Origin of the sequence: Rhizobium sp. BK529, from assembly GCF_014194105.1 — a bacterium.
In the GTDB taxonomy this organism is placed as follows: Bacteria; Pseudomonadota; Alphaproteobacteria; order Rhizobiales; family Rhizobiaceae; genus Rhizobium.
This window is the reverse complement of record NZ_JACIAU010000001.1, coordinates 2,284,052-2,308,364: the sequence shown is the minus strand read 5'-3', so window position 1 is coordinate 2,308,364 and position 24,313 is coordinate 2,284,052. Positions and strand designations below refer to the sequence as shown.

Below are 24,313 nucleotides of genomic sequence, written 5' to 3'. Positions count from 1 at the left end.
CCGGGAAATGCTCCTAGCGCGCCCGCCTGACGCTATTGAGATCGCGCATCGGCGCCTGCCGGATGAAACGGTAAGCGGGTGCCGGCGCCTGTGTGGCGGGAGCCGGCTGGGCCGGGGCCGGCGCTTGCGGATTATAGGTATAGCGGTCTGCGCGACGCCACGCTTCCACGCGGGCATGGCATTCTTCCGGGTCCAGCGCATCGAGAACGAGGAAAGCGCGGCTGACATTCTCCCGCACTTCGGCAAGATGCGGATAGAGCTTCTCCAGCACGAAGACGGAATCGAGGAAGCCCATGCCAAGGCTCGTCAGCGTCGTGGCGAGTTGCTGGCCCGAGAGGTCGAGCATGATGCGCTCCGCAAGCCAGCGGCTCGCCGACAGACTATCGGCCAGAGCAGTGGCGAAATGCGCAGCTTCCCGCGAGCGCGCAAAACGCACCAGCAGCGCCTCCTGAATATCGGATAAGGAGCGCAGGCCAAGCCGGTCCTGATCGTTGCGGCCGAGATGTCCGGCAAGGCCGCGGATGCGCTCGCGCAGCGCCTCTTCATTTTCAAGGCGCTGTACTTCCTGTGGATCCACTTCGGGCTTGGCGGGCAAGGACGAAAGCGGCATGGCTTGCGGTTCGGCAGAGTCGGCAGCCGCGGCCGGGCGCGGCTCGGCCTGGCGCAGCGCCACCAGCGCATCGATGACCTTGGGCGATAGGGCATCGCGGCTGACGATCGCCCTCACATGCGAAGCGCCATGGGTGCGGGCAATCGTGATCAGCGTATCGTCATTGATTGCTTTGGAGGAGGCGAGGAACGGCGCGGCGACCTCGATCGGCTGATTGCCGATGAAGAGCGCAACAGCTGCCGGTATGTTCTCGCACTGGGAAAGGGCTGCAACCGCCTGGCGTCTTGCCTCTTCGGAGGAGGCCTGGAAAAGCGGCATGAAGAGTTCGGCAAACTGACGCAGCTCGGAGCGTGTCGGATGCGACAGGTTCTCGAAACTGCTGACGGTCGCCATTAACACCACGTCCTTCTTCCTGATGGCCATAGGGCCCTCTAGGTCTCGAAACCGGTCACGCACAAGAACACCCCGAAAACGCAGAACAAGCGGGAGACCGTGAGCCGACAAGCGCTGGCGGGACGCGTGTCAGACCATACGGTTATGAACAAATCCTACACCGGTACGGTTAATGCTTGCTGAAGATTCTATTAAAATGCAACAGAATTATACACGTTTTGCGTGTTGCGGCTTGATAAGCCGTCAAAATAAAATCAACGCGCCGGAAGTGGGCGATTGCCAGTTCTCATAATACCGGCATATAACCTAAAGGCCCTTGCGATCCCTGAGTGCCGCCAGCAGCTTGTCATGATCGTTATAGCCTGATTGATAGAGGTCGAGCGCAGCCGAAGCAGCGGACTGCGCTTCGACACTTCCGATGTCGACATGCTTTTCCGCGCACCACGCATCCAGCGCACGACGTAACACATCCAGATCTTTTGAGGTGAATGCGGAATTATACAGAAAGGGCATGGGTTCCTCTCCGTATGAGGGCAAGAGCACGTATCATCTCCCAAGCGGCCGTCGCCTTAACCCTCGGCCGATGAGATCACGATACACCTATCCACCCTTGCAGCAATTAATATTTCCGTGACGCATATTTGCAACACCCACGGCGAGATTGCCTCTTTGGTGGAGAAGAGCAATTAACCATTTGGATTATTTCTAATTTTATCGACTGGCTCTCAGCATATCTTTTCTTTTCTGCGGCTGAAACCAAACAACCATTCTGCGCGTTATCTCTCCGTCGCGCAGGCTGCCGAAAGCAGTGGCCGAATATTAGTAATCTGTTAACGGTCGTGTGTCTCAATTCGGACAGGAACGACGCGGTTTGGAGGTCTGGATCGTGGAAGCTCCGCAGCATCACGGTATTTCGATCAGGTGCCGTGAGAAAGGCGCGAATGCCCTCGATCCGGTTCATCCGGCGTCTGAGGACGCGCTGGCCCGCAGCATGGCGGGCAGGGTGAAATCCATCGCAAGTTCATCCGTCTCGGGCAGTGCATGGAGACGAGAATGGCAATTGTAGTCGCATTGGCGGACCGGCTGCCCCAGTCGCCGCGCCGCACGGGACATGAGCCCCGCGAAGCAAAAATCCTCTGGTTCACCGGCGTCCGTTACGAGCGGCTCGTCGAAACCCCCGACAAGAAACCGGCGCATTCTGCGCCGCGTGTCAAGAACAAGTAAAGCGAGTAGACAACTCTAGCGGGTGCCGAATTCGTCGCAGCCCGCCGCAGTCAGAAAGGCGCGCGCAGCCTCGTCGAAGCTTGCCTGCGGCGCCAGCGTACGCAGCACTGCGTATCCCTCGGGATGCGCCATTTCCACCAGGATCGTCTGCTGCAGCTCCTCCGGCAGGTTCTTGCGCAGGTCGGTCAGCTGGATCGGGCTTGCAGCAAGAACGTCGAGCGCGCCGCCGACCGAAGTGCGGTCGTTCATGCTGAAGACCTCGTTGGAGGCGCTGTCATAGATTGCGATCGACCAGAAAGGCACATTGCCCTTGGCGGTGAAATGCACCGGCGCATCGCTCACATCGAAAGAACAGACGGCCGTGCGCACGAACGGATCGCCGTTGGCAAGCCCTGCCTCGTCGTAGCGGTTGGTCAGCAGATAGAAATTGTTCGGATCGCCCTCCGCCGCGACACGCGTCGCCGCATCGCGACCGGTAAAGTGCGGCAGCGCGAGGATGATGACGAGGTGGAGCAGCGCGGCGCCGAAAAGCCCTGTTATGATCGCGAAGAACACCCTAAGCATCGCCGCACCCGATCTTGGTGAGCTTCGGCATGGAAAGATCGATCACCCCGGAACTGCCGGCCGTCGGCGTATCGAACAACGTCAGCACCAGTCGAAACGTGCCGGCCTGCGGCAGCGCCAGCCAGTTGCCTGGCTGGGCGTGCGACGAGATGTCGATCGCAAAGCTGCTATCCGGCTGGCGCAGCACCGTCCACGAATTCAGCGCCGCAGGCAGGGTCTGCTGCAGCGAGGCCGGGTTGCCGGCATTGTCGGCAGTAAACAGAGTCCACAACCGCGCTGGTGGTGTCTGGCCGATGATCCGGTAATGGCAGGCGGCATTCAGCCGTTCGCCGCTATCATCCACGCTCGCGGTAAAAGTCAGGCCTTCAGCGCTGCCATAAAGCAGCTTGCCGGCGCGCGCCCGGTGCGACTTTGCATAAGGGTCGGCATCGACGGTCTGCAGCTCCGGAAAAGCCTCCCAGGCGCCGAGCTTGATCGCTCCGAACCCCTGCGTCGCATCCAGCGCATAGAGCGAAATCATGATGCCGCCGCCGAAGGCGACGATCAGGGTGATCAGGATGAAAAGGGGGAACCGAAACACCTTGCGCCCTTGAAGATCAAATCAGTTGAGAGGGTTACCACTGATTCTGGCGAGGTGGAATGCCATGGGGCGATGTGTCCCCCATGTCTTGGTGACCCAGCCATCCCGGTTTGCTAAAATAGCGGAAACATCACTCCGCGCTTGCGACCTTCTGCACCGCGAGTGGCGCGGCAGTCTCCAGCTTCTGGCCGATGCCCTTGAGAATGTTGGTCGACTGCACCGAGAGCATACGCGGGCGAACGAGGGTCGGCGTGCCGTCCTTTGGTTTGTTGGCCTGCGCCTTGGCGATATCCTTCTCGGATGGCAGCGGATTTTCGATGCCGGGGATCGGACGCAGCGTGACGCCCTGATGGGCATAGTCCATGGCGCGCTTGAAGGTCATGGCCGGCAGCGAGCCGCCCGTCATGTTGTTCGTCGACGTATAGTCGTCGTTACCGAACCAGACGGCGCAGGTATAGTTGCCGGTGAAGCCCACGAACCAGGCGTCGCGATAGGCCTGCGTCGTACCCGTCTTGCCGGCGGTGACGATACCGTTGTCGAGCGCGGCTTTGCGTGCGGTACCGAAATAGGGCACACGTGACAGCATTTGATTCATATAGCTGTCGGCCTGTTCGGAAAGCACCCGCTGGGCTGGCGGTTCATCACGGTCGAAGTCGTAAAGGACATCGCCGCCGTAGTCGAGGATCTGCGTGATCCCGTGGCGGCGCGACTGATAGCCGCCGGTCGGGAATACCGCATAGGCGGTCGCCTGATCGAGAACGGTCACCTCGGACGTGCCGATCGGGATCGTCACGTCGTCGCGGATCGGGGTTTCGACGCCCATCGCCTTGGCCATGGCGCGGATCGGCTGGATGCCGAGCTTTTCCTTGGCAAGACGTACCGGCACCGTATTGATCGACTGGGCGATCGCCGTTTCCAATGTGATGCGGCCGGCGTAGCGGTTTTCGTAATTATGCGGGCTCCAGTTGCCCCAGGAGATCGGCGCGTCGATGATCGTCGTCTTCGGCGTCATCCCGCTCTCCATGGCCACCGAATAGGTATAGACCTTGAAGGAGGAGCCCGGCTGGCGCAGCGCCTTGGTGGCGCGGTTGAACTGGCTCTCGCCATAGTCGCGGCCGCCGACCATGGCGCGCACGGCGCCGCCATTCTCGATTATCACCATCGCGCCCTGCTTGGCATGATAGGCTTCGCCATATTCGCGCAGCGACGTCTCGATCGAATCGTCCGCCGCCTGCTGGATGCCCATGTCGATCGTCGTGCGCACGATCAGCGAGCGCTGATGGAAGCGCGGCGAGAGACGCTGCACCTCATCGAAAGCCCAGTCGAGGAAGAAGTCGGGCGATTCCACCTCGTTGCGGTCGACGACATTGGCAGGATTGCGTCGTGCGGCGATCACCTGCCCCTCGGTCATCAGCCCGCTCTGGACGAGGTTGGTCAGCACCTCGTTGGCGCGGGCGCGGGCGGCCGGCAGGTTCACATGCGGGGCATATTTCGCCGGCGCCTTGAAGAGCCCGGCGAGCATGGCGGATTCGGCCAGATTCACATCGGTGATGTTCTTGCCGAAATAGAATTGCGCCGCTGCCGCCGCCCCGAATGTGCCGCCGCCCATATAGGCCCGGTCCAGATAGGTCGCGAGGATTTCCTTCTTGGAGAGGTTCGCCTCCAGCCAAAACGCGAGGAACGCCTCGGTGATCTTGCGGTCGATGGAACGTTCGTTCGAGAGGAACAGGTTCTTGGCGAGCTGCTGTGTCAGCGTCGAGCCGCCCTGGACGACTTCGCCGGCCTGGGCATTGGTGACCATGGCGCGGAAGAGACCGATGGCATCGATGCCGAAATGATCGAAGAAGCGCCGGTCTTCGGTAGCGATGACAGATTTGATCAGCGAATCCGGCAGTTCGTCGATCGGCACGGAATTCTGATGGATGACGCCGCGATGGCCGATGACATTGCCGTAGCGGTCGAGGAAGGTGACGGCAAAATCGCCGCGGTTGCGCCAGTCTTCCTTGGTGGCTTCGAAGGCCGGCTGCGCGAGCGCGAGCATCAGCACCATGCCGGCGGCGCCGAGCGTTAGCCCTTCGCCGGCGAGTTCGAATACCGCGCGCTTCCAGCCGCGAACGCGGAAGCGACGGAAGAAGATGGTGGTATCTTCCCAGATCTCGGCGGCGCGGAAGCCGGCGTTCCAGACGGTCGAGTCGATCCATGAATCGATACGCAGCAGCAGGTGCCGGTTTTTCGACGGCTGCTTCTTGCCTTGCCCGTTTTTGGCCTCTTCTGGCCCATTATTTGGGTTGTCCGGATCCTGCACGTCCTATATTCCCGCCTGATCGCGCTCGGCGGCGGTAGAACCGGACGCCGGAGCGGGGCCTGAAAGGGGCCGCAACTCTCCGGATAGCCGGAGCATGTTGAATAATTGGTTGATTTTGCGGACAAGAACAAGAGAGTTGAACGGTCGTCACGCGAATTTGCGGGCGGCTGTTGCAAGAAGCGAACCATGAACGATCTGCCCTTCTGGAAGCGCAAGACGCTTGCCGAAATGAATGCCGAGGAGTGGGAAAGCCTCTGCGACGGCTGCGGCCTCTGTTGCCTCAACAAGATCGAGGAATGGGATACCGGCGATGTCTATTTCACCTCGATCCGCTGCAAGTTGCTCGACAGCGAGAGCTGTCGCTGTACCAGCTATGCGAACCGCTGGGACTTCGTTCCCGATTGCGTTCAGCTCACCAAGGAGAACGTTCCAGAGATCGAATGGCTGCCGCCGACCTGTGGCTATCGGCTCGTCAACGAGGGCCGCGATCTCTATTGGTGGCACCCGCTCATCTCGGGCGATCCCGACACCGTCCATGCCGCCGGCATTTCCGCCCGCGGCCGCACCGTCAGCGAAAATGACGTCGATCTCGACGATTTCGAGGATTACGTCGTCGACTGGCCGCTGACGGTCGGAGAAGATGCCGAAGAAGCCGAGGAAAAGGTCAGCTAAGCGCTACGACCAGTTGTTGTGGGGAATCTGGAATAGGTGCCGGATGCGCGTCGTCAGTGTCGTCGGATGGCTGGCTTCAGCCGATACGCCTGCACTGAAGCGATGTTTCTCGGATTCGATCCGCCGCGACAGCAGCAGGCCTAGTTCTTCTGCAAGTGCCGGCCGCTCTTGCATGATCGTGGCAAGATGGTCCTTGGCGATCTCGTAGACCACGACGGACGTGAGCGCGCGGATATTGGCCGGCTCCAGCGCTCCCATCAGCACGCCGCGCTCCCCGAACAGGTCGCCGGGCGCAATTCTGGCGAGCTCGATGATCTCATTGCCTTCTTTCCGCTCGACGACGGCAACGCCGCGCCGCACGATCATCAGCGAGGTCAGCGACGTATCCTGCGTCGCGATCAGCGCATCTTTGCGGAAAGTCAGCCGTTTCATGTCTGCTGCAAGCGACTCCTTTTCGTCTTCCGTCAGCGTCGAGAAGAGCGGGATGGCGTTGAGCAGCCGCCACGCCGAGTTCAGGTGTTTTCCAGCTTCCTCCGGCGGATCGGCAAACGGATTGACCGGCGGCGAACCGGCAGGTGAGGCGAGCTGCAGGCCCGCGGCCTTGGCATGACGATAGACGAGGTCGTAGACCTCGTTCCTGGCGGCCGTCGCCTCGCCAAGTCCGGAGACGCGGAAGGAAAGCTCGAATTCGATGGCGCTGCTGTCCAGCCCCGTGACGCTGACGACGGGCGCGGGGGATTTCAGGATGGCATTGCTGCTGAGCAGCACCGTGCGCATCGTCTCCTCGACGGCCGCCGGCGAGATAGTCGGCACGACCCGGATCTTCAGCGAAATGCCATGTGCTTCCTCGGGGCTGGTGAGGTTCGTCAGCCGCGCCTTGGCGAGCGCGCTATTGGGAACGATGACGAGGTCGTTGGTGCCGTTCAAAAGGTGGGTGGAGCGCCAGTTCGTCTCCACCACGCGGCCCTGCACGCCGTCGTCGAGCACGATCCAGTCGCCGACGCTGTAATGCCGGCCGAGATTGAGCGCGATGCCGGAGAAGACGTCGTTCAGCGTGCTTTGCAGCGCAAGGCCGAGCACGATGGCGAAGACGCCCGAGGTGGCGATCAACGTGGCAACGGGCACGCCGAAGACATAGGCTACGACTGAAAGTGCTGCGCCGACATAGATCACGGCGACGACGAGATCCTGCAGCAGACGCGCCTCGCGCGGCTTGCGCTCGAAAATCAGGAAGAGCCGCACCGAGCTTGCCAGCACCATCGCCCCGCCGATCCACCAGACCGCCTTGGCGACCCCGACGAAAATGCGCCGGAAAAGATCCGTCGCTTCGCCCATGTCTGACGTATAGGGCGCAATCTTGTTCTCGATGAGCAGCCACGTCAGCAGTGCGAAGAAGACGAAATTGGCGATCAGCCGGAAGGTCGGGTTTCGTCCGAAGATGAACCGTGCCACGGCGCTGAGCAGAACGAGAGCGATAAACTGATACAGCGGATCGTCCACCATAGTCCATGACATGCATTGCATCCTGGTTGGGGCGTTCGACCCTATATCACGGATAAAGAAGTTCTGTCCTCTGACACGAATGGATAGGGTATCACCACCAGTGACGTCGGCCGGCCGCGACCGGCCGACGTGGCGGCTATTTCGCGGCGTATGCCTCAAGTGCCTGGATGAGCTTCAGTCCTGCTTCGGCGCGTGCGTTATTCGGATAGTTCCGGTTCGCCAGCACCGTCAGCCCGATCTGCGCCGTCGGCACCAACACGACATAAGCGCCGAAGCCGTTCGTCGATCCGGTCTTGTTCATCAGCACTGATGTCTGCGGCGCAAGCGGCTTTGCCCGCTTTTTGACCGGCTGGCTTTCCAGGCTCATCTTGGCGGAATTGCCGTCGAGAAGCCGCTTGAGCGCGACCGGCCAGGCATATTGCTCCCAGACCATGTCCTGCGTGTAATAGGCCGTGTCGAAATAGCCCGTATGTGTCTTCTCGATCGCTGCCGCCAGGTCCGGGGCCAGTGTGCCAGGCTTCAGATTGAATTCCAGCAGACGAACCATGTCGCGGACGGTGGACTTGATGCCATAGGCCTCGTCATCGAGGACGCCGGGGCCGACGCGGATCGGCTTGCTGGCCTTGGCATAACCAAAGGCGTAACGATCCATGGCTGCGGCGGGAACTTCGACGAACGTGCTCTTGAGACCGAGGGCCGGGAACAGCTGGCCTTCCGCGGCCTGCTTATAGTTGCTGCCCAAGCGCTGTCCGGCGATGCGTCCGAGAAGGCCGATGCTGACATTCGAATAGGAACGCATCGTGCCCGCCTTGTAGGGCGGTTTCCAGTTCTTGAGATAGGTCATCAACTCGGCATCGTCCTTCACCGCGTCCGGCACCTGCAGCGGCAGGCCGCCCGATGTGTGGGTGGCGAGATTGACAAGCGTGATCTTGTCGAAGGCACTGCCTTTGAGCTCGGGCAGGTAGGCAGAAACCGGCTGGTTTAGAGAAAGCAGACCGCGCTGTTCGGCGAGTGCGGCAAGCGTGACGTTAAAAATTTTGCTGACGGAGCCGAGCTCGAAGATCGTGTCGCTGGTAACCGGCGCTTTCGTCTCTCGCGAGGCTTCGCCATAGGTGTAGTAGAAATCGGAGCCGTTCACTGAAACGCCGACGGCGATCCCCGGAATGTCGTATTCCTTGATCACCGGCTGAAAGACGCGGTCTGCCATCTCATGGAACGCTTTATCGGTCATTTCGGCGGCATGAAGCGGGCTCGCCGACAAGGTGAGGGCGATAAGGCAGTGTCTGAATTTCACGAGCGTTTTCTCCATCTGCATCCGGCGACATGGCCGATGCATGGTCGATAGCGCGCCCCTTTGCCCCACTACAAACGAGAAGAACTCGCAGGAGACCCTAGATAAATTTGGGCTCGGCATCCTGACGGTCAGCCGAAGGACCCAAGAGCGGCCAGGAAAAGGCGCAATTCCTGCTCCACGTAATCGGCCACCGAGCCCTCTGATGAAAAGCCCCACCAGAGAAGTGCCCCCTGCCATTGCGACAGCATCAATCGGGCGATGATCTGCGGCTCCTTCTCTTGTCCGAGGCGCTCGGCAAGCGCCCTTGTCAGCGTGGCGCCCCAGACAGCACCCCGGGCGCGCAGCACCGGATCGCGAAAATCTTCCCGCAGCAGGAGCAGACCCTCCGCATAGGCGGCAGGATTGTCGCCATAGTCGAGGGAGAGGCCGGCGAGCAGCGCAATCGCACCATCCGGTGTCTTGGGCATGGTGTCTGCAAGCCGCGCCGTTTCCGCATCCAGCCTGTCCCAGGCATAGAGCAGGGCAGCCCGCAACATGCCGGCCTTGGTGACGAACCGCTGCACCAGTGTCGAGGCCGAAAGGCCGCTTGCCTTGGCAACCGCCGCAAAGGTTGCCGCGTCTGGCCCCTCGGACTGGATCACGCCGAGGGCGATGGAAAGCAGCTGCTCGTCGGAAAGCGTACGCGGGCGCGGCATGGAATTTCCTCTTGTGTTCGCCGTGTTTATGAACGAATATTCGTTTATATTCAAGAAGCCGGTTGGCCACGATTGCTTCTAGCGAGGAGGACAGCGAAATGACAGTGGATCTGAAGGGCAAGGTGGCGCTCGTCGCCGGTGGAACGCGCGGCGCCGGCCGCGGCATCGCGGTGGAGTTGGGTGCCGCAGGCGCGACCGTCTATGTGACCGGACGCACCACCCGCGCGCAGCAATCCGAATACGGGCGTCCGGAAACGATTGAAGAAACCGCCGAGCTGGTGAGCGCTGCGGGCGGAAATGGCATCGCCATTCGGGTGGATCATCTGATTCCGGGTGAAGTTGAAGCGCTGGTTGCCCGCATCCGGGCCGAACAGGGCCGGCTGGATATCCTCGTCAATGATATCTGGGGCGGCGAGCATTTGACCGAATGGGACAAGCCTGTCTGGGAACATTCCCTCGACAAGGGCCTTCGCATGCTGCGGCTTGCCATCGACACCCATTTCATCACCGCCCATTACGCTCTGGCGCTGATGATCGAAAAGCCGGGCGGCTTGCTGGTCGAAATGACCGACGGTACGGCCGAATACAATGCCACGCATTATCGGCTCTGCCCCTATTACGATCTCGTCAAGACCGGCACGAACCGCATGGCCTGGGCCCATGCCAGGGATCTGGCGTCGCGCGGCGCGACTGCGGTGTCGCTCTCGCCCGGCTGGATGCGCTCGGAAATGATGCTGGAGATCTATGGCGTCACGGAAGAAAACTGGCGGGATGGCGTCAAGGTCCAGCCGCATTTTGTCATCTCGGAGACACCGCGATTCACCGGCAGGGGAGTGGCAGCGCTGGCTGCCGATCCCGACCGCAACAGATGGAACGGCCAATCGCTTTCGAGCTTCCAGCTGGCCGATGCCTACGGCTTCAACGATCTCGACGGTACGCGCCCGGATTGCTGGCGTTACCTTGCCGAGGTGCAGGAGGCTGGCAAGCCGGCTGATGATACCGGCTACCGGTGATTCATCGGGTCACGCCACCGCCGCCCGATGGATTGATCAGCGGAGCCTGCTGTTGCTTTTCGTCATCACCTGACTCGGGGGTGATGACGGGCTGCCCATCCGTCTTTTTCCCATCGGCGTCGCGTTTGCGGATATCGGCGGGCGAGCCTTCTTCCGGTTTCATGAAAGGTTGCGGTTTGGCCATCGTCCCATCCTCTTAATCGTCTTCTTTGGTTTTGAAGGCATCGGAGACCTTTTTCACCTTGGGGTGGTTGAGATTTTCACCGTGTGCGTCACGGGCCTTTTCCGGATCATCCTTCGCATGCAGATAACCTGAGGGCTTCGTGCCTTGCGGCCCTTCCCAGCGCGGCGACTGATCCGTGGTGCCGGGCGCACCATCCTTGGGGCTGTTCGATGCCATTACGTTTCTCCTTTGCTGTTCAAGAGGACAACAGGGCAGCAGCGGCATTGTTCCGCCGGAGAATCTGTTAGTCTCCCGCCAAAGAGGGAGAGGGTATGGCTTTGCGCATCATTTCGCTGAATGTCTGGGGCGGCAGCATCCACGCCCCGCTGACCGATTATCTCGCGACGGCAGAGGCCGATGTCTTCTGCCTGCAGGAAGTGGTGCGATCGGCCACCGATACTCCGGACTGGCTTGAATATCGTGACGGCGACACGGTCCTGCCGCAGCGTGCCCATCTCTATGACGAGATCGCCGCCCTTCTGCCCGGCCATGACGGCTTTTTCTTTCCCTTTGCGCGGGGCGATCTCTTTCACGGGGAGACGACTTTCCATACCGAATTCGGCATCGCCACCTTCGTGCGCAAATCATATCCGGTGATCGGTCAGGCAGCAGATTTCATCCATGGCCGGTTCTCCCCCGATGGTTGGGGCGAGCATCCGCGCGCCCGCAATGCCCACTGCATCCGATTATTCGACTATGCTGGCGGCTTTCCCGTCACTGTCGCGCAGCTTCACGGCCTGCGTGATCCCGCCGGCAAGAGCGACATTCCGGCCCGGCATGCCCAGGCTGACGCGTTGGTCGAACTGATCGAACGCGTCTGGCCCGGTGACGAAAGACTGGTCGTCTGCGGTGATTTCAATGTGCTGCCTGACAGCATCACCTTCGAGAAGCTTGGCCGCCTCGGCCTCAATGATCTCGTCATCGGCAGAGGTTTTATCGATACCCGCACCTCTCTCTATCCGAAGGAAGGGCGTTTTGCCGATTATATGCTGGTGACGCCGGAGGTAGCGGTAGAGCGCTTCGAGGTTGTCGAGCGACCAGAGGTTTCCGACCACCGGGCGCTTTTACTTGAATTTGCCTAGCGAAGCTTAAAATGCTTCTCCAGATCGGCGATCTGCGTAGAGTTCAGCTGCCGCACCTTCATGCCGCGGGTGATGATCGAGAGCTTCGCCGCCTCTTCCAGCTCTTCGATGGCAAAGACCGCGGAATCAAGCGTAGCGGCTGATACGATCGGCCCGTGGTTTTCCAGGAGCACCGCGCTGTGTTCACCGGCAATTTCGGCAATCAGCGGCTTCACATCGGTCGAACCCGGCCGCGTATAGGGGATCACAGGCACCTTGCCGACCCGCATCACCACATAAGGCGTCAGCGGCGGTATAGCATCCTTGGGATCGGTATCGGCGAGGCAGGAAAGGGCGGTCGCATACGTGGAGTGGAGATGCACGACAGCCCCCGTCTGCAGCCGCTTCTCATAGAAGGAAAAATGCAGCGGCAGTTCCTTGGTCGGCGCATCGCCGGAAACATGTTTGCCGTTGCTGTCGAGTTTCGAAATCCTGTTGGCATCGAGAAAGCCGAGGCAGGAATTGGTCGGTGTTGCGAGATAGCCGTCCGCGATACGCACCGAAATATTGCCGGAGGAACCGGCCGTAAGCCCACGTTCGAACAGCGATTTTCCCCAGCGGACGATGGCTTCCCGCAGTGCTGTCTCATTCATGGCCGGCAATCCTGTCGAGAGCCTTGGCGAAGAAGTCCGGGGAGCCGAAATTGCCGCTCTTCAGCGCCAGGCCGATCGGCCGCATCGGCCGGCCGCGCTCGGAAACCAGCACAGGCACGCCGGGATCGATTTCCGCACCGATGACCATCCGCGTCAGGCCGAGTGCTTCGACGACGGCGCCTGACGTCTCCCCGCCGCCGACGACGATCTGGCGCGTGCCGGAATCGGCAAGCCGCTTGGCAAGACCACCGAAGAAATCCTCAAGGATTTTTGCCGACTCTTCGCGGCCGAAGCGCTGCTGCACGAAGCTGACGACGTCGGGCGAAGTGGTTGAATAGACAATCGGATTGTCGGCCGCGTTGGAGGCCACCCAGCGGGCGGCATGCTCGATCGACATGGTGCCGCGCACGATGGCCGCCGGATCGATAGAAAGTCCCGGATGGTTCTGCAGATGGCAGGCGACCTGGTTCTGCGAGGCAAGCGAGCAGGAGCCGCAGAGGATGACGCCCGGCCCGCTGACGGCAGGCACTTCGGCGGGAACGCCGGATAGTTTGCCGCGCTTGGCGAAGTTGCGCACCAGCCCCTGCGCCAGGCCCGATCCGCCGGTCACCAGCTCATGATCGGCAGCGGCCTCGCCGATGGTCAGAAGATCGGCATCCTCGATCGCATCGACGACGACGAGGCGGTTGCCCTCAGCCAGTTCGTCACGCAGCCGGCTGCGAATGGCGCCAGAACCTTCTCGCACCGTATCGAGCGTGATGCTGCCGATGCCGCCGCGCGTCTGGTGCCGCAGCCAGCGGCGGATATCGGGATCGGTCATCGGCGTCAGCGGATGGTTTTCCATGCCTGATTCGCTGAGCAGCTTGTCCTTGACGAAGAGGTGACCCATGAACACCCGCCGGCCCGTCGCCGGAAAGGCGGGGCAGACGACCGTGACAGTGGCGCCGGTCAGCCGCTGCAAGGCCTCGGCCACCGGGCCGATATTCCCTTCAGGCGTGGAATCGAAGGTCGAGCAATATTTGAAGAAGATCTGCTCGCAGCCCTGATCCAGCAGCCAGCGCGCCGCATCCATCGATTGCCACACCGCGTCCTCGACCGGCGCCGAACGCGTCTTCAGCGCCACCACGCCCGCTTCGCAATTTACCTTGCCGCGGCCTGGGCCGACGAACTGCATGGTCGACATGCCGCCGCGCGCAAGGGTGTTGGCAAGATCGCTGGCGCCGGTGAAATCATCGGCAATGGCTCCAAGCAGCATGTCAGGTGCGCTCCGGCAGTCTGTTGTCCAGTTCGTCCTCGATATGGACGCGGATAATGTCGTCAAAGGATGTCTCGGCTGTGAAACCGAGCGAAAGGGCGCGGCTGGCATCGAAGCTCTGTGGCCAGCCGGCAATGATCTTGGCAACCCCAGCATCGGGTTCACGCCGGATCAGCTTCACGGCACTTTCGCCGGCCGCGCGCCTGAGCGCCTCGATCTCATCACCGACGGTCGCCGCCAATCCCGGCATGGTCAGTGTGCGGATCTGGCCGAGCGGTGCGGTATCGAGTTCGGCCGCCCGGAGCAGGAATCCAATGGCCGCGCGCGGGCTTGCAAACCAGTGGCGCACGCTTTCGCCGACCGGCAGCACCGCCTCCTGGCCGATCAGCGGCTCGCGCAGAATGCTGGAGAAAAAGCCGGAGGCGGCCCTGTTCGGCTTGCCGGGGCGGATGGTGATGGTTGGCAGGCGGATACCGATACCGTCGAGGAAGCCACGCCTGGAATAATCTGCCAGCAGCAACTCGCAGATCGCCTTCTGCGTGCCGTAGCTCGTCAGCGGCGTCAGATGATGCGTATCGCCGATGACCGATGGCAGCGGTTCGCCGAAGACGGCGATGGAAGAAGTGAAGACGAGCTTCGGGCAATAGGGCTGTTCGGCAAGCCGGATCGCTTCGAGCAGGAAGCGCGTACCGTCGAGATTGACGCGGTAGCCCTTCTCGAAATCGGCCTCAGCCTCGCCGGAGACGATCGCCGCCAGATGGAAGATCAGGTCCGGCCGATGGGCGATCAGCTGTTCGGCCGCGCCCGGCTGCGAAAGATCCGCCGCCAAGGCCTCCACCGCGCCGCCGAAGGCAGGCTTTTCCGGTGTCACAACATCCGCCAGAACCAGCGCATCGATGGATTTGCCATTCAGCGTGCCGCGCTCGCACAAAGCACGGACGAGCTTGCGGCCGATCATTCCGGCCGCGCCGATAACAAGGATTTTCATTTGAAGCGGTCCCTCCGACCGATGAAATGAACGCAACCGAAAACGCGCCGTCGCCTGAGTCGGCGTGCATGGCGCTGATACAGTTAAGACCAGCCGGGCGAGGCTGTCACGCAATTTCGGGGGGCCATTTGATCGTGGGTTGAAACGTCGATCCGCAAAGTATCGAAGGCGACGGCCAAGCATAGATGCTTTTCCTCCTGCAGGCCTTGCTGCGCGGCTGATTTCGCGGCAACAAGCGTTGCATGAGCATCCCGACAGACTATCCTTTCGACTTCGATCCGACCTACGGCATGACACTCGCCGGCTTGCGGGCGATCCGCCCGCCGGAAGCGCCCCCGGGATTCGATGCCTTCTGGCAGAAGCGCTATGCCCGAGCGCTGGCTGTGAAGCCTGAGCCGCGCTTGAGCCCGAGCCAGGATACCCATCCGGACTGGCAGGTGCGGGATATCGTTTATACGTCCACCGATGGCTTCAGCATCGGGGGCTGGCTGCTCACGCCCCGCAGGGGTGAAGTCAAACGCGGACTCGTCGTCGGCCATGGTTATGGGGGCCGCGACCAGCCGGACTTCGATATTCCGGTCGAGGAAACCGCGATCCTTTTTCCTTGCTTCCGCGGCATGTCGCGCAGCGCCCATCTGTCGATCTCGCCCGACGCCCCCTGGCATGTGCTGCACGATATCGACCATCCCGATCATTATGTGATCGGCGGCTGCGTCGAGGATCTCTGGGTTGCCGTCTCGGCGCTGCTATCACTCTATCCCGTGGTCCAGGGCCGTATCGGCTACAGCGGCATCAGTTTCGGCGGTGGTATCGGTGCGCTCGGCATTCCCTTCGATAACAGGATCAAACGTGGCCATCTGACCGTGCCGACCTTCGGGGATAGAAAGCAGTGGCTGACATTGCCGACGGTTGGCAGCGCCCATTCGGTGCAGGAATACGCGAAGACCCATCCAAAGGTCTTTGAAAACCTTCGCCTTTTCGATTCCGCGACGGCCGCCACCCGCATTACCGTGCCGATGCTGGCCGCCGTCGCGCTCTTCGATCCGGCTGTGGCGCCGCCCTGTCAGTTCGCGGTGGCGAACGCGCTGCCGAAGTCAAAATTTAATGAAATCTTCATCCTGGATGCCGGGCATTTCGACTATTCTGACAGTGCAGCGCAGCAAGCTTCGCTGCGTGAGCGAGTCGGGCGGTTTTTCAGGGGTCTATGAACCGAGAATATCTGCGCTGGTACAGCGATCGGCTCCATCGTGACATGGAGCTTCTGGTGTTCGGGCACACCGGCGCCAAAGTCCTGATGTTCCCAACGCGGGAAGGGCGCTTTTGGGAATATGAACATCTCGGGATCGTCGCGAGCCTCAGGGACAAACTCGAGGCCGGCCATCTGCAACTCTTCTGCATCGAGGGTCTTGCGAACGAGACCTTCTACGACTTCGGCCGTCATCCTGCCGATCGCATCCGTCGCCATATCGCCTTCGAGGAATATGTACTGAACGAGGTTCTGCCGCTGATGGAGGGCCGCAACAGCCACGAATGCACCATCGTCCACGGCTGCAGCCTCGGCGCCTTTCAGGCAGCCAGCCTCGTCTTCCGCCACCCGCATCTCTTCCGCAAGCTGGTGGCCTTTTCCGGCCGTTACGACCTGACGATGAAGGTCGAATCCTTCGGCGATCTCTTCGACGGTTATTACGACGAAACCGTCTATTTCCACATGCCGACGCATTTCCTTCCAGGTCTCGACTCCGACTGGCGGCTGGAGAAGTTGCGGCAGGTCGATATCGTTCTGGCGATCGGCAACGAGGATCCCTTCCTCGATAACAACCGCTATCTCAGCCGCCTGCTCGCGGAAAAAGGCGTCGGCCATCAGCTGCATTTCTGGGATGGCAGGGCACACCGCGCCGGAGCCTGGCGCCGGATGGCGCCACTCTACATATAAAGACTGCCGGATGGCGCTCCTCTACATATAAAAGCTGCCGGGTGGGGCAACTCTATCTCTGATACCGGCCAGCGGGGCTCTCGCCCCGCCTTACTGCATCAGCGGCTTTTTGAGGAAGCTGTTACGGTCGGCCGATTTGATACGCAGCCAGGCCTCGCGGCCATTGCGCAGCACGCGCATCGGGATTTCGGCTCCGGCGGGGCCGCTCTTCCAGACCTTGCGGTAGAAATCGGCCAATCCGTCAACTTCGCCGTCGCGGATCTCCGAGATGACGTCACCCTGCTGCAGGCCGGCCTTGGCCGCCGGGCTGCCTTTGGCAACGCTCATGACCACGACTTCGCCGTTGCTTTCGGCCGAAAAGGCGCCGAGCCAGGGGCGTGGCGGTCTGTCGATATGGCCGTGATTCAGCACGTCCTCAAGGATCGGCGGCAGAAGATTGATCGGCACGACCATGTTGATATCGGCGACCTCGTCGCCTTGGACCATCTGCAGGCGTAGCGAACCGATACCGAGCAGCTTGCCCTCGTCGCTGATGAGCGCCGCGCCGCCCCAGGAAGGATGGGCGGGCGCAATGAAGATCGCTTCATCGAGCAGATATTCCCAATAGCCCGCAAATTCCTGTTTGGCGACAATATGAGCCTCCACGAATTCACCAAGGCCATCGATAAAGAGCACGGCATCGCCGACCGCCGTCTTGACCTTGTCACCGATTTCGACGGCCGGCAGGTCGAGGGGCGCAAGCGCCTGGATGAGGCCGAAGCCGGTTTCCTGATCGTAAGCCAGCGCATGGCCGGGAACGACCTTGCCGTCCTGGCGCGTCAGCCAGATCTCATCGGCTTCGGTGATCAGGTAGCCGATGGTCAGCACCAGCCCGTTATCTCTGATGACGACGCCGCTTCCTTCCCGGCGGGTGCCCAGCGTATTCGCGGTGAAGGCATCTTCGGGGATGGAGGCGCGAACGGCCACAACTGACCGCAGAATCCTGTCGATATTCATGGTTTCATCCTCGTAAGGCGCGGCACAAAGGCCGGGAATGTTGCGAGGGCCGGCAAGGGCCGGACGCATACCATTCCCCTGATAACTATGTAACCGAACGCTCCGCTGCAAGACCTGCAGCCGGCGGTCTTTTACCCGTCGGCCTTATTTTACGTGATCTTATCTCGCTTGGCTGGCCGCCTCCCGGCCATATCGCCGCGGCGAGCGTGCCATCACCCGTTTGAAGGCGGTGCTGAAGGCGCTTTCGGACTCGTAGCCGAGCGAAAGAGCGATCGTGCCGATCGGCTCGCTGCCGTTTGTCAGCCGGTCGCTTGCCAGCATCATGCGCCAGCGGGTGAGATAATCCATTGGCGCTGCTCCAACCTTCTCCTTGAAGCGCTCGGCAAAGGAGGAGCGCGACATGCCGGCCAGGGCAGCAAGCTGCTGCAGCGTCCAGCGGCGGGCGGGTTCGGCATGCATGGCGCCGATCGCCAGGCCGATCTGCCGATCTGCAAGCGCAAAGAGCCAGCCGGTGCCTTGGGTATCGGGTGCGGCAAGATAGAGCCGCAGGATCTGCATCAGCATGATATGCGCCAGATGCTCGGTCATCAGGAAACCGCCCGGATGCCGGCTGCGCAGCTCGCGGGCCATCTGGTCGATCGCAAAACGCAGGACCGAAGCCTGATCCGAATGTTCGCTGATGTGGACGACGGGCGGCAATATGCCGACCAGCAAGTCCGCGCCAGCGCCGGAAAAGCCGAAACGGCTGCCGACCAGGAAGAAGGCGCCGCCGCCGTTGCAGGTGGCAATCCCGTCCTTCGCATGCGCATAGATATCATGGGCCGGGATTGTCGGCAGGCTGCGATCGCTCATCATGCGGAAAGGCCGGCTCTGCGTCAGCAGAAAACAGTCGCCTTCCTCCAGCCGGACAGGCTCAGCGATACCATCCATCTCCAGCCAGCAACTGCCTGAAAGCACGGCATTGAACTTGATGCCCTGAGGCGGCGGGAAATCGATCGCCCAGTCGCGGCCGGCATCGAGCCCCAGCGAGACATAGCTCTTCGGCTTCAGGAGCGCCAATACGTCGGAAAGGGGATCCACCGAAACAGAATTCATGCGAAAATCCGGACGATTGCAAACAGATTACGGACTTTAGCGCATAGATCGTATGCGCGCCACCGCATTACTCTTCGACCGAAAGCAGAAGGGAGACATCAATGGAAAACGCACAACACCCCATCGGCTCCGGTTTCGGCGCCCGTTCGACGGCTGACGACGTGCTCGCCGGCATCGATCTCTCGGGCAAGCTCGCGATCGTCACCGGCGGCCATTCCGGCCTCGGGCTGGAAACGACCAAGGCGCTGTCGCGGGCAGGCGCGCATGTGCTGGTCGGCGCCCGCCGGCCAGAGGAGGCCACCCAAACACTCGCAGATGTCGGAAATGTGGAGATCGACAGACTCGATCTCGCCGACCTTGAAAGCGTGCGGCAGTTTGCCGAGCGCTTCGTCGCTTCGGGACACAAGGCCGATATCATCATCAACAGTGCCGGCATCATGGCTTGCCCGGAAACGCGGGTGGGGCCGGGCTGGGAAGCGCAGTTCGCCACCAACCATCTGGGCCATTTCGCGCTCGTCAACCGTCTCCGGCCGGCGATTGCAAGCGGAGCCCGCGTGGTTGCGGTCTCCTCCGGTGCCCATGGCATCACGCCTATCCGCTGGAACGATGTCCAGTTCTCCAGGGATTATGACCGGTGGCAGGCCTATGGACAGTCGAAGACCGCAAACGCGCTCTTTGCGGTGCAGCTCGATAGGTTGGGCAGGGATGCCGGCATACGCGCCTTCTCGCTGCATCCCGGCAAGATCCTGACACCGCTGCAGCGGCATCTGGAGAAGGAGGACATGGTCGCCGCCGGCTGGATCGATGCCGAGGGCAACGCGATAGACCCAAGTTTCAAGACGCCCGCGCAGGGTGCCGCGACACAGGTCTGGGCCGCAACCTCGCCGCAGCTGGAAGGACTCGGCGGCCTCTATTGCGCAGATTGCGATGTCGCCGTCATCTCCGATGACGGTGCGGAAACCAGCGTGCGTGCCTATGCCGTCGATCCCGACCAGGCGGCCCGTTTGTGGGCGCTCTCGGCGGAACTGACTAATATAGACGCTTTCACTCGCTCTTAAGCGTGGATGCCGGGCGCCTCGTAGCCGGTGCGCTCGACATATTCGGTATAACCGCCGCCATACTGGTGGATGCCCTCGGGTGTCAGTTCCAGCACGCGATTGGAAAGCGCAGCCAGGAAATGGCGGTCGTGCGACACGAAGAGCATCGTGCCCTCGAAGTCGGCGAGCGCCTTGATCAGCATTTCCTTGGTGTCGAGGTCGAGGTGGTTGGTCGGCTCGTCGAGCACGAGGAAGTTCGGCGGGTCGAACAGCATCTTCGCCATGACAAGACGGGCCTTCTCGCCGCCCGAAAGCACGCGGCAGCGCTTGTCGACATCGTCACCCGAAAAGCCGAAGCAGCCCGCCAGTGCGCGCAGCGGTGCCTGGCCGGCAAGCGGGAAGGAATCCTCCAGCCATTCGAGCACGGTGCGGTCGCCATCGAGCAGGTCCATGGCGTGCTGAGCGAAATAGCCGAGCTTCACGCTCGCACCAAGCGTCACCGTGCCGGCGTCGGGATCGGCGGTGCCGGTCACCAGCTTCAGGAGCGTGGATTTGCCGGCGCCGTTGACGCCCATGATGCACCAGCGCTCCTTGCGACGGACCATGAAGTCCAGCCCCTCATAGATGGTGCGGCTGCCGTATTTCTTGTGCACGTTCTTGAGATTGACGACATCTTCGCCCGAACGCGGCGCCGGCTGAAACTCGAAGGCCACCGTCTGGCGGCGCTTCGGCGGCTCGACGCGCTCGATCTTTTCCAGCTTCTTCACGCGGCTCTGCACCTGCGAGGCATGGCTGGCGCGCGCCTTGAAGCGCTCGATGAACTTGATTTCCTTGGCGAGCATCGCCTGCTGGCGCTCGAACTGTGCCTGCTGCTGCTTTTCGTTCTGCGCCCGCTGCTGCTCGTAGAAGCCGTAGTCGCCGGAATAGCTGTTCAGCGAGCCGGCATCGATCTCGATGATCTTGGTGACGATGCGGTTCATGAACTCGCGGTCGTGCGAGGTCATCAGCAGTGCGCCTTCATAGGTCTTGAGAAACTCTTCCAGCCAGATCAGGCTTTCAATATCCAGATGGTTGCTCGGTTCGTCGAGCAGCATTACGTCCGGGCGCATCAAGAGGATGCGGGCCAGCGCCACGCGCATCTTCCAGCCGCCCGAAAGCGAGCCCACATCGCCGTCCATCATTTCCTGGCTGAAGCTGAGGCCCGCCAGAACCTCACGGGCGCGGCCTTCGAGCGCATAGCCGTCCAGTTCCTCGTAGCGCGCCTGCACTTCGCCATAGCGCTCGATGATCTGGTCCATCTCGTCCATGCGATCGGGGTCGGACATGGCCGCTTCCAGCTCGCGCAATTCCGCCGCGACGACGCTGACGGGGCCGGCGCCCTCCATGACCTCGGCAACCGCGCTGCGGCCGGCCATTTCGCCGACATCCTGGTTGAAATAGCCGATGGTCACGTGTTTCTCGACCGAGACCTGGCCTTCATCCGGTAGCTCTTCGCCGTTGATCATGCGGAAAAGCGTCGTCTTGCCGGCGCCGTTCGGGCCGACGAGGCCGATCTTTTCGCCGCGATTGAGGGCGGCAGTGGCTTCGATGAAGAGGATGCGGTGGCTGTTCTGCTTGCTGATATTTTCGATACGGATCATGTTTGACGCGGGAGCTTGGAAGAATTTGGCGCCCTTATGCCACGGGTTTTCGCTCCTGTCGCAGGTTTTCAGCGTCATGAAGCTGTGATGTTGAAAACGGCCGGTTCCGTGTGACTGGAAATCGAGGCAGCCTCCCTTATTATCCCCACCCGTGGAGGAACTCATGACCGATAAGACATCAGCCAAGCCGGCAGCGCCGAAGCTGTTATCCGGGGGCAATCCGCAGATCGCAAAAGGCGAGGGCGATGGCCCGGTGCGGGCCTATATCGCTGCCATGCCCGGCTGGAAAAGCGAGGTCGGACGCCGCCTCGACACGTTGATCATGAGCACCGTCCCCGATGCCCACAAAGCCGTCAAATGGAACTCGCCGCTCTACGGCAAGAAAGGCGACGGCTGGTTCCTCGGCATCCACTGTTTCGACAAATATATCAAGGTCGCCTTCTTCCGCGGCGCTGCCTTGCAGCCCGTTCCGCCGGGAGAACCCAAGACCGCGGAAACACGCTATTTCCACATTCGCGAACAGGATGAGATCGACGAGGCGCAGTTTACATCTTGGGTGAAACAGGCAAGCCTGCTGCCCGGCGAGAAAATGTAAGGAGAGACCATGAAGAAGGCGTCGACGACGAAGAAGGAAGCGGAACCGGAGGAAGCCTCTCCCTCCGAACGCATTGATGCCAAGATCGAGGAGCTTGGCGACTGGCGCGGCGAAACACTTGCCCGCGTCAGAGCCATCATCCGCGAGGCCGACCCGGAGGTGGAGGAAACGTGGAAATGGCGCGGCGTCCCGGTCTGGGAACATGCCGGCATCATCTGCACCGGCGAAACCTACAAGGCCGTGGTGAAGCTGACCTTCGCCAAGGGCGCTTCCGTGGAAGACCCCACAGGTCTTTTCAACTCGAGCCTCGAAGGCAATACGCGACGCGCGATCGATATCCGCCAAGGGGAGGAGATCAATGAGGCGGCGCTGAAGGCCCTCGTGCAGGCTGCGGTGGCGCTGAACACCGCGCGTAAACCTGCATCGAAGAAAGCGAGCGCCTAACTTGATGCACGAAGTGGGGATCACTGCCGATACCGGGAGGCACTCCCTTTCGCCTCAGCTGACATGAGGCGCCGATGGGGCGGCTGAAGGAAATCGTCATCGATTGCGATCAACCCTTCCGCGTCGCCCGCTTCTGGGCCGCGGCGCTCGATGGTTACGAAATCTTGCCCTATGACGATGCCGAGATCGCCCGCCTCGCCGCGTTAGGTCTGACACCTGAGACTGACCCTGTGGTGATGGTGGAGGGGCCGGGCACACGCCTCTGTTTCCACCTTCGGCGCGGAGAACGGCCCGCCCGCAACCGCGTCCATCTCGATATCGCCGCCGACGACCGAAAAGAAGAGGTCGCGCGCCTGATATCCCTGGGAGCGACCTTTGTGCGCGAAACGGCTGATTACACCGTGCTGAACGATCCGGAAGGCAACAATTTCTGCATCACCTCCGGATAGCCGGTCAGCCTCAGCCGAGGAAATCGCGGATCGCAGCGGCAATTTCTTCCGCATGCGTTTCAAGCGCGAAATGGCCGGTGTCGAAGAATTTGATCACAGCATCAGGAATATCGCGGGCGAAAGCTTCCGCGCCCGGCGGCAGGAAGAAGGGATCGTTCTTGCCCCAGACGGCGAGGAAGCGCGGCTTGTAGGTACGGAAATACTCCTGGAAGGTCGGATAGAGCGCCACATTGCTCTTGTAGTCGCCCATCAGATCGAGCTGCACATTTTCAGCACCCGGCCGCGAGAGATAGAAATTGTCGAGCGAATAGCCATCGGGTGAAATCCTGGCCGTATCGGTAACGCCATGTGTGTACTGCCAAACGATTGCTTCCGGCCCGAGAAACGCCTTCAGCGCATTGCGGTTATCTTCCGTCGCATCCTGCCAATAGGCCTGGATCGGGTTCCAGCCGTCGCTGAGGCCTTCCTCATAGGCATTACCGTTCTGCGAGATGATCGCCGTGATCCGCTCGGGATGCTTTACCGCCAACCGGAAGCCCGTCGGCGCGCCATAATCGAACACATAGACGGCAAAGCGGTCGAAGCCGACGATCTCGGTGAAGCGGTCGATCGTATCTGCGATACTGTCGAAGCTGTTGGCCACAGGATCGTCAGACTGGCCGAAGCCCGGAAGGTCGGGAGCGATAATGTGGTAGCGGTCGGCCAGCAGCGGGATCAGGTCGCGGAACATGTGCCCCGAGGTTGGGAAGCCGTGCAGCAACAGAAGCTTCTGAGCGCCCTTCTGACCAGCCTCGCGATAGAAGATCTTGGTGCCATCAACAGTGGCTGTACGGTAGCTGATATTGGTCATCATCATGATTCCTTCAGTTGACGTGGTTGTGCAGTTGACATGGTTGGGATCGTGGTGTCGGGCGGGCGTCAGCGGCCCCGGTGTTGCTGTTGGCGATGGTTGAAGATTTCCGGCCGCAGATAGAGCAGCAGCGCGCAGCAGATCAGCGCGAAGCCCAGAAGCGGCAGGGCCGGGGCGGCAAGCCCTGCTGCCGTGAAGGTGGCAAGGCCGAGCAATGTCCGGCGGCGGGCCAGCCTGCGGG

General features: G+C 61.4%; 28 protein-coding genes. 10 read left to right on the top strand and 18 right to left on the bottom strand.

Annotation, left to right across the window (positions count from 1 at the left end; all coding sequences use genetic code 11):
* Positions 1-13 precede the first annotated feature (13 nt).
* Positions 14-1,066, bottom strand: a complete 1,053-nt coding sequence (locus FHX08_RS11730; protein ID WP_132652067.1) for a DUF2336 domain-containing protein — start codon at positions 1,064-1,066, stop codon at positions 14-16.
* Between the two features lie 243 nt (positions 1,067-1,309).
* Positions 1,310-1,516 carry a hypothetical protein gene (locus FHX08_RS11725; RefSeq protein ID WP_132652066.1) on the bottom strand — a complete coding sequence of 69 codons (207 nt, stop codon included), beginning with the start codon at positions 1,514-1,516 and terminating at the stop codon, positions 1,310-1,312.
* Between the two features lie 540 nt (positions 1,517-2,056).
* Between FHX08_RS11725 and FHX08_RS11720 the strand changes: the two genes are divergently transcribed.
* Positions 2,057-2,227, top strand: coding sequence for a hypothetical protein (locus FHX08_RS11720; protein ID WP_165911853.1), 171 nt, complete (start codon positions 2,057-2,059; stop codon positions 2,225-2,227).
* 15 nt (positions 2,228-2,242) lie between these two features.
* Here FHX08_RS11720 and FHX08_RS11715 read toward each other — a convergent pair whose 3' ends face one another.
* From FHX08_RS11715 to FHX08_RS11705, 3 genes are all read right to left on the bottom strand, one after another.
* On the bottom strand, positions 2,243-2,791 hold the full coding sequence (locus FHX08_RS11715) for a DUF1254 domain-containing protein (protein ID WP_132652065.1): 549 nt from the start codon (positions 2,789-2,791) through the stop codon (positions 2,243-2,245).
* Complete coding sequence (locus tag FHX08_RS11710; RefSeq protein ID WP_132652064.1) at positions 2,784-3,371, bottom strand: DUF1214 domain-containing protein; 588 nt, start codon at positions 3,369-3,371, stop codon at positions 2,784-2,786. Before FHX08_RS11710 ends, FHX08_RS11715 begins: the two co-directional genes overlap by 8 nt.
* Positions 3,372-3,501: 130 nt before the next feature.
* A complete protein-coding gene (locus tag FHX08_RS11705) occupies positions 3,502-5,676 on the bottom strand; it encodes a transglycosylase domain-containing protein (protein ID WP_132652063.1) in 2,175 nt (724 codons plus the stop codon).
* 186 nt (positions 5,677-5,862) lie between these two features.
* Between FHX08_RS11705 and FHX08_RS11700 the strand changes: the two genes are divergently transcribed.
* A complete protein-coding gene (locus FHX08_RS11700) occupies positions 5,863-6,348 on the top strand; it encodes a YcgN family cysteine cluster protein (RefSeq protein WP_132652062.1) in 486 nt (161 codons plus the stop codon).
* Between the two features lie 3 nt (positions 6,349-6,351).
* On the opposite strand, the gene FHX08_RS11695 is transcribed toward FHX08_RS11700, so the two are convergent.
* From FHX08_RS11695 to FHX08_RS11685, 3 genes are all read right to left on the bottom strand, one after another.
* Positions 6,352-7,863 (bottom strand): mechanosensitive ion channel family protein, encoded by a 1,512-nt coding sequence (locus FHX08_RS11695; RefSeq protein WP_132652061.1) that lies wholly within the window; start codon positions 7,861-7,863, stop codon positions 6,352-6,354.
* 124 nt (positions 7,864-7,987) lie between these two features.
* Positions 7,988-9,145: a class C beta-lactamase gene (gene ampC / locus FHX08_RS11690; RefSeq protein ID WP_132652060.1), complete on the bottom strand. Its 1,158-nt coding sequence runs from the start codon at positions 9,143-9,145 to the stop codon at positions 7,988-7,990.
* Positions 9,146-9,273: 128 nt separating this feature from the next.
* Positions 9,274-9,840, bottom strand: a complete 567-nt coding sequence (locus FHX08_RS11685) for a TetR family transcriptional regulator (RefSeq protein ID WP_184327200.1) — start codon at positions 9,838-9,840, stop codon at positions 9,274-9,276.
* 98 nt (positions 9,841-9,938) lie between these two features.
* On the opposite strand from FHX08_RS11685, the gene FHX08_RS11680 reads away from it, so the two are divergent.
* On the top strand, positions 9,939-10,853 hold the full coding sequence (locus FHX08_RS11680) for an SDR family oxidoreductase (protein WP_132652058.1): 915 nt from the start codon (positions 9,939-9,941) through the stop codon (positions 10,851-10,853).
* A gap of 1 nt (position 10,854) precedes the next feature.
* Here the strand turns inward: FHX08_RS11680 and FHX08_RS11675 are convergent, their stop codons facing one another.
* Positions 10,855-11,037 (bottom strand): hypothetical protein, encoded by a 183-nt coding sequence (locus tag FHX08_RS11675; RefSeq protein ID WP_132652057.1) that lies wholly within the window; start codon positions 11,035-11,037, stop codon positions 10,855-10,857.
* 12 nt (positions 11,038-11,049) lie between these two features.
* On the bottom strand, positions 11,050-11,253 hold the full coding sequence (locus FHX08_RS11670) for a hypothetical protein (RefSeq protein WP_132652056.1): 204 nt from the start codon (positions 11,251-11,253) through the stop codon (positions 11,050-11,052).
* Between the two features lie 95 nt (positions 11,254-11,348).
* On the opposite strand from FHX08_RS11670, the gene FHX08_RS11665 reads away from it, so the two are divergent.
* On the top strand, positions 11,349-12,158 hold the full coding sequence (locus FHX08_RS11665) for an endonuclease/exonuclease/phosphatase family protein (RefSeq protein ID WP_184327199.1): 810 nt from the start codon (positions 11,349-11,351) through the stop codon (positions 12,156-12,158).
* On the opposite strand, the gene FHX08_RS11660 is transcribed toward FHX08_RS11665, so the two are convergent.
* The 3 genes from FHX08_RS11660 to denD are packed head-to-tail and all read right to left on the bottom strand — an operon-like array spanning position 12,155 to position 15,033.
* Positions 12,155-12,790, bottom strand: a complete 636-nt coding sequence (locus FHX08_RS11660) for an aldolase (RefSeq protein WP_132652055.1) — start codon at positions 12,788-12,790, stop codon at positions 12,155-12,157. The two genes, FHX08_RS11665 and FHX08_RS11660, sit on opposite strands and share 4 nt — an antisense overlap.
* Complete coding sequence (gene otnK / locus FHX08_RS11655; protein WP_132652054.1) at positions 12,783-14,045, bottom strand: 3-oxo-tetronate kinase; 1,263 nt, start codon at positions 14,043-14,045, stop codon at positions 12,783-12,785. The genes FHX08_RS11660 and otnK overlap by 8 nt, the downstream gene beginning before the upstream one ends.
* Before the next feature lies 1 nt (position 14,046).
* A complete protein-coding gene (gene denD, locus FHX08_RS11650; RefSeq protein WP_132652053.1) occupies positions 14,047-15,033 on the bottom strand; it encodes a D-erythronate dehydrogenase in 987 nt (328 codons plus the stop codon).
* Between the two features lie 242 nt (positions 15,034-15,275).
* Between denD and FHX08_RS11645 the strand changes: the two genes are divergently transcribed.
* Both FHX08_RS11645 and FHX08_RS11640 read left to right on the top strand, forming a co-directional pair.
* On the top strand, positions 15,276-16,241 hold the full coding sequence (locus FHX08_RS11645) for an acetylxylan esterase (protein ID WP_132652052.1): 966 nt from the start codon (positions 15,276-15,278) through the stop codon (positions 16,239-16,241).
* On the top strand, positions 16,238-16,966 hold the full coding sequence (locus tag FHX08_RS11640; protein ID WP_132652051.1) for an esterase family protein: 729 nt from the start codon (positions 16,238-16,240) through the stop codon (positions 16,964-16,966). The genes FHX08_RS11645 and FHX08_RS11640 overlap by 4 nt, the downstream gene beginning before the upstream one ends.
* A 90-nt stretch (positions 16,967-17,056) precedes the next feature.
* Here FHX08_RS11640 and FHX08_RS11635 read toward each other — a convergent pair whose 3' ends face one another.
* Positions 17,057-17,962, bottom strand: a complete 906-nt coding sequence (locus FHX08_RS11635; protein ID WP_132653191.1) for a S1C family serine protease — start codon at positions 17,960-17,962, stop codon at positions 17,057-17,059.
* Positions 17,963-18,121: 159 nt separating this feature from the next.
* Positions 18,122-19,042 carry an AraC family transcriptional regulator gene (locus tag FHX08_RS11630; protein WP_132653190.1) on the bottom strand — a complete coding sequence of 307 codons (921 nt, stop codon included), beginning with the start codon at positions 19,040-19,042 and terminating at the stop codon, positions 18,122-18,124.
* Between the two features lie 116 nt (positions 19,043-19,158).
* Here FHX08_RS11630 and FHX08_RS11625 point away from each other — a divergent pair, with 116 nt between their 5' ends.
* The gene (locus FHX08_RS11625) at positions 19,159-20,115 is read left to right on the top strand and encodes an SDR family NAD(P)-dependent oxidoreductase (protein ID WP_132652050.1); all 957 of its coding nucleotides are present in this window, start codon (positions 19,159-19,161) and stop codon (positions 20,113-20,115) included.
* Here FHX08_RS11625 and FHX08_RS11620 read toward each other — a convergent pair.
* Positions 20,112-21,734, bottom strand: a complete 1,623-nt coding sequence (locus FHX08_RS11620; protein ID WP_132652049.1) for an ABC-F family ATP-binding cassette domain-containing protein — start codon at positions 21,732-21,734, stop codon at positions 20,112-20,114. The genes FHX08_RS11625 and FHX08_RS11620 overlap by 4 nt on opposite strands.
* A gap of 163 nt (positions 21,735-21,897) precedes the next feature.
* On the opposite strand from FHX08_RS11620, the gene FHX08_RS11615 reads away from it, so the two are divergent.
* The 3 genes from FHX08_RS11615 to FHX08_RS11605 all read left to right on the top strand — a co-directional run bounded on the left by FHX08_RS11615 (position 21,898) and on the right by FHX08_RS11605 (position 23,222).
* Positions 21,898-22,329 (top strand): DUF1801 domain-containing protein, encoded by a 432-nt coding sequence (locus FHX08_RS11615; protein WP_132652048.1) that lies wholly within the window; start codon positions 21,898-21,900, stop codon positions 22,327-22,329.
* 9 nt (positions 22,330-22,338) lie between these two features.
* Positions 22,339-22,773 carry a DUF1801 domain-containing protein gene (locus FHX08_RS11610; RefSeq protein WP_132652047.1) on the top strand — a complete coding sequence of 145 codons (435 nt, stop codon included), beginning with the start codon at positions 22,339-22,341 and terminating at the stop codon, positions 22,771-22,773.
* A gap of 74 nt (positions 22,774-22,847) precedes the next feature.
* Complete coding sequence (locus tag FHX08_RS11605; RefSeq protein WP_132652046.1) at positions 22,848-23,222, top strand: VOC family protein; 375 nt, start codon at positions 22,848-22,850, stop codon at positions 23,220-23,222.
* A gap of 10 nt (positions 23,223-23,232) precedes the next feature.
* On the opposite strand, the gene FHX08_RS11600 is transcribed toward FHX08_RS11605, so the two are convergent.
* Positions 23,233-24,072, bottom strand: coding sequence for an alpha/beta fold hydrolase (locus FHX08_RS11600; protein ID WP_132653189.1), 840 nt, complete (start codon positions 24,070-24,072; stop codon positions 23,233-23,235).
* 68 nt (positions 24,073-24,140) lie between these two features.
* Positions 24,141-24,287 (bottom strand): hypothetical protein, encoded by a 147-nt coding sequence (locus FHX08_RS31440; protein WP_245508235.1) that lies wholly within the window; start codon positions 24,285-24,287, stop codon positions 24,141-24,143.
* Positions 24,288-24,313 lie beyond the last annotated feature (26 nt).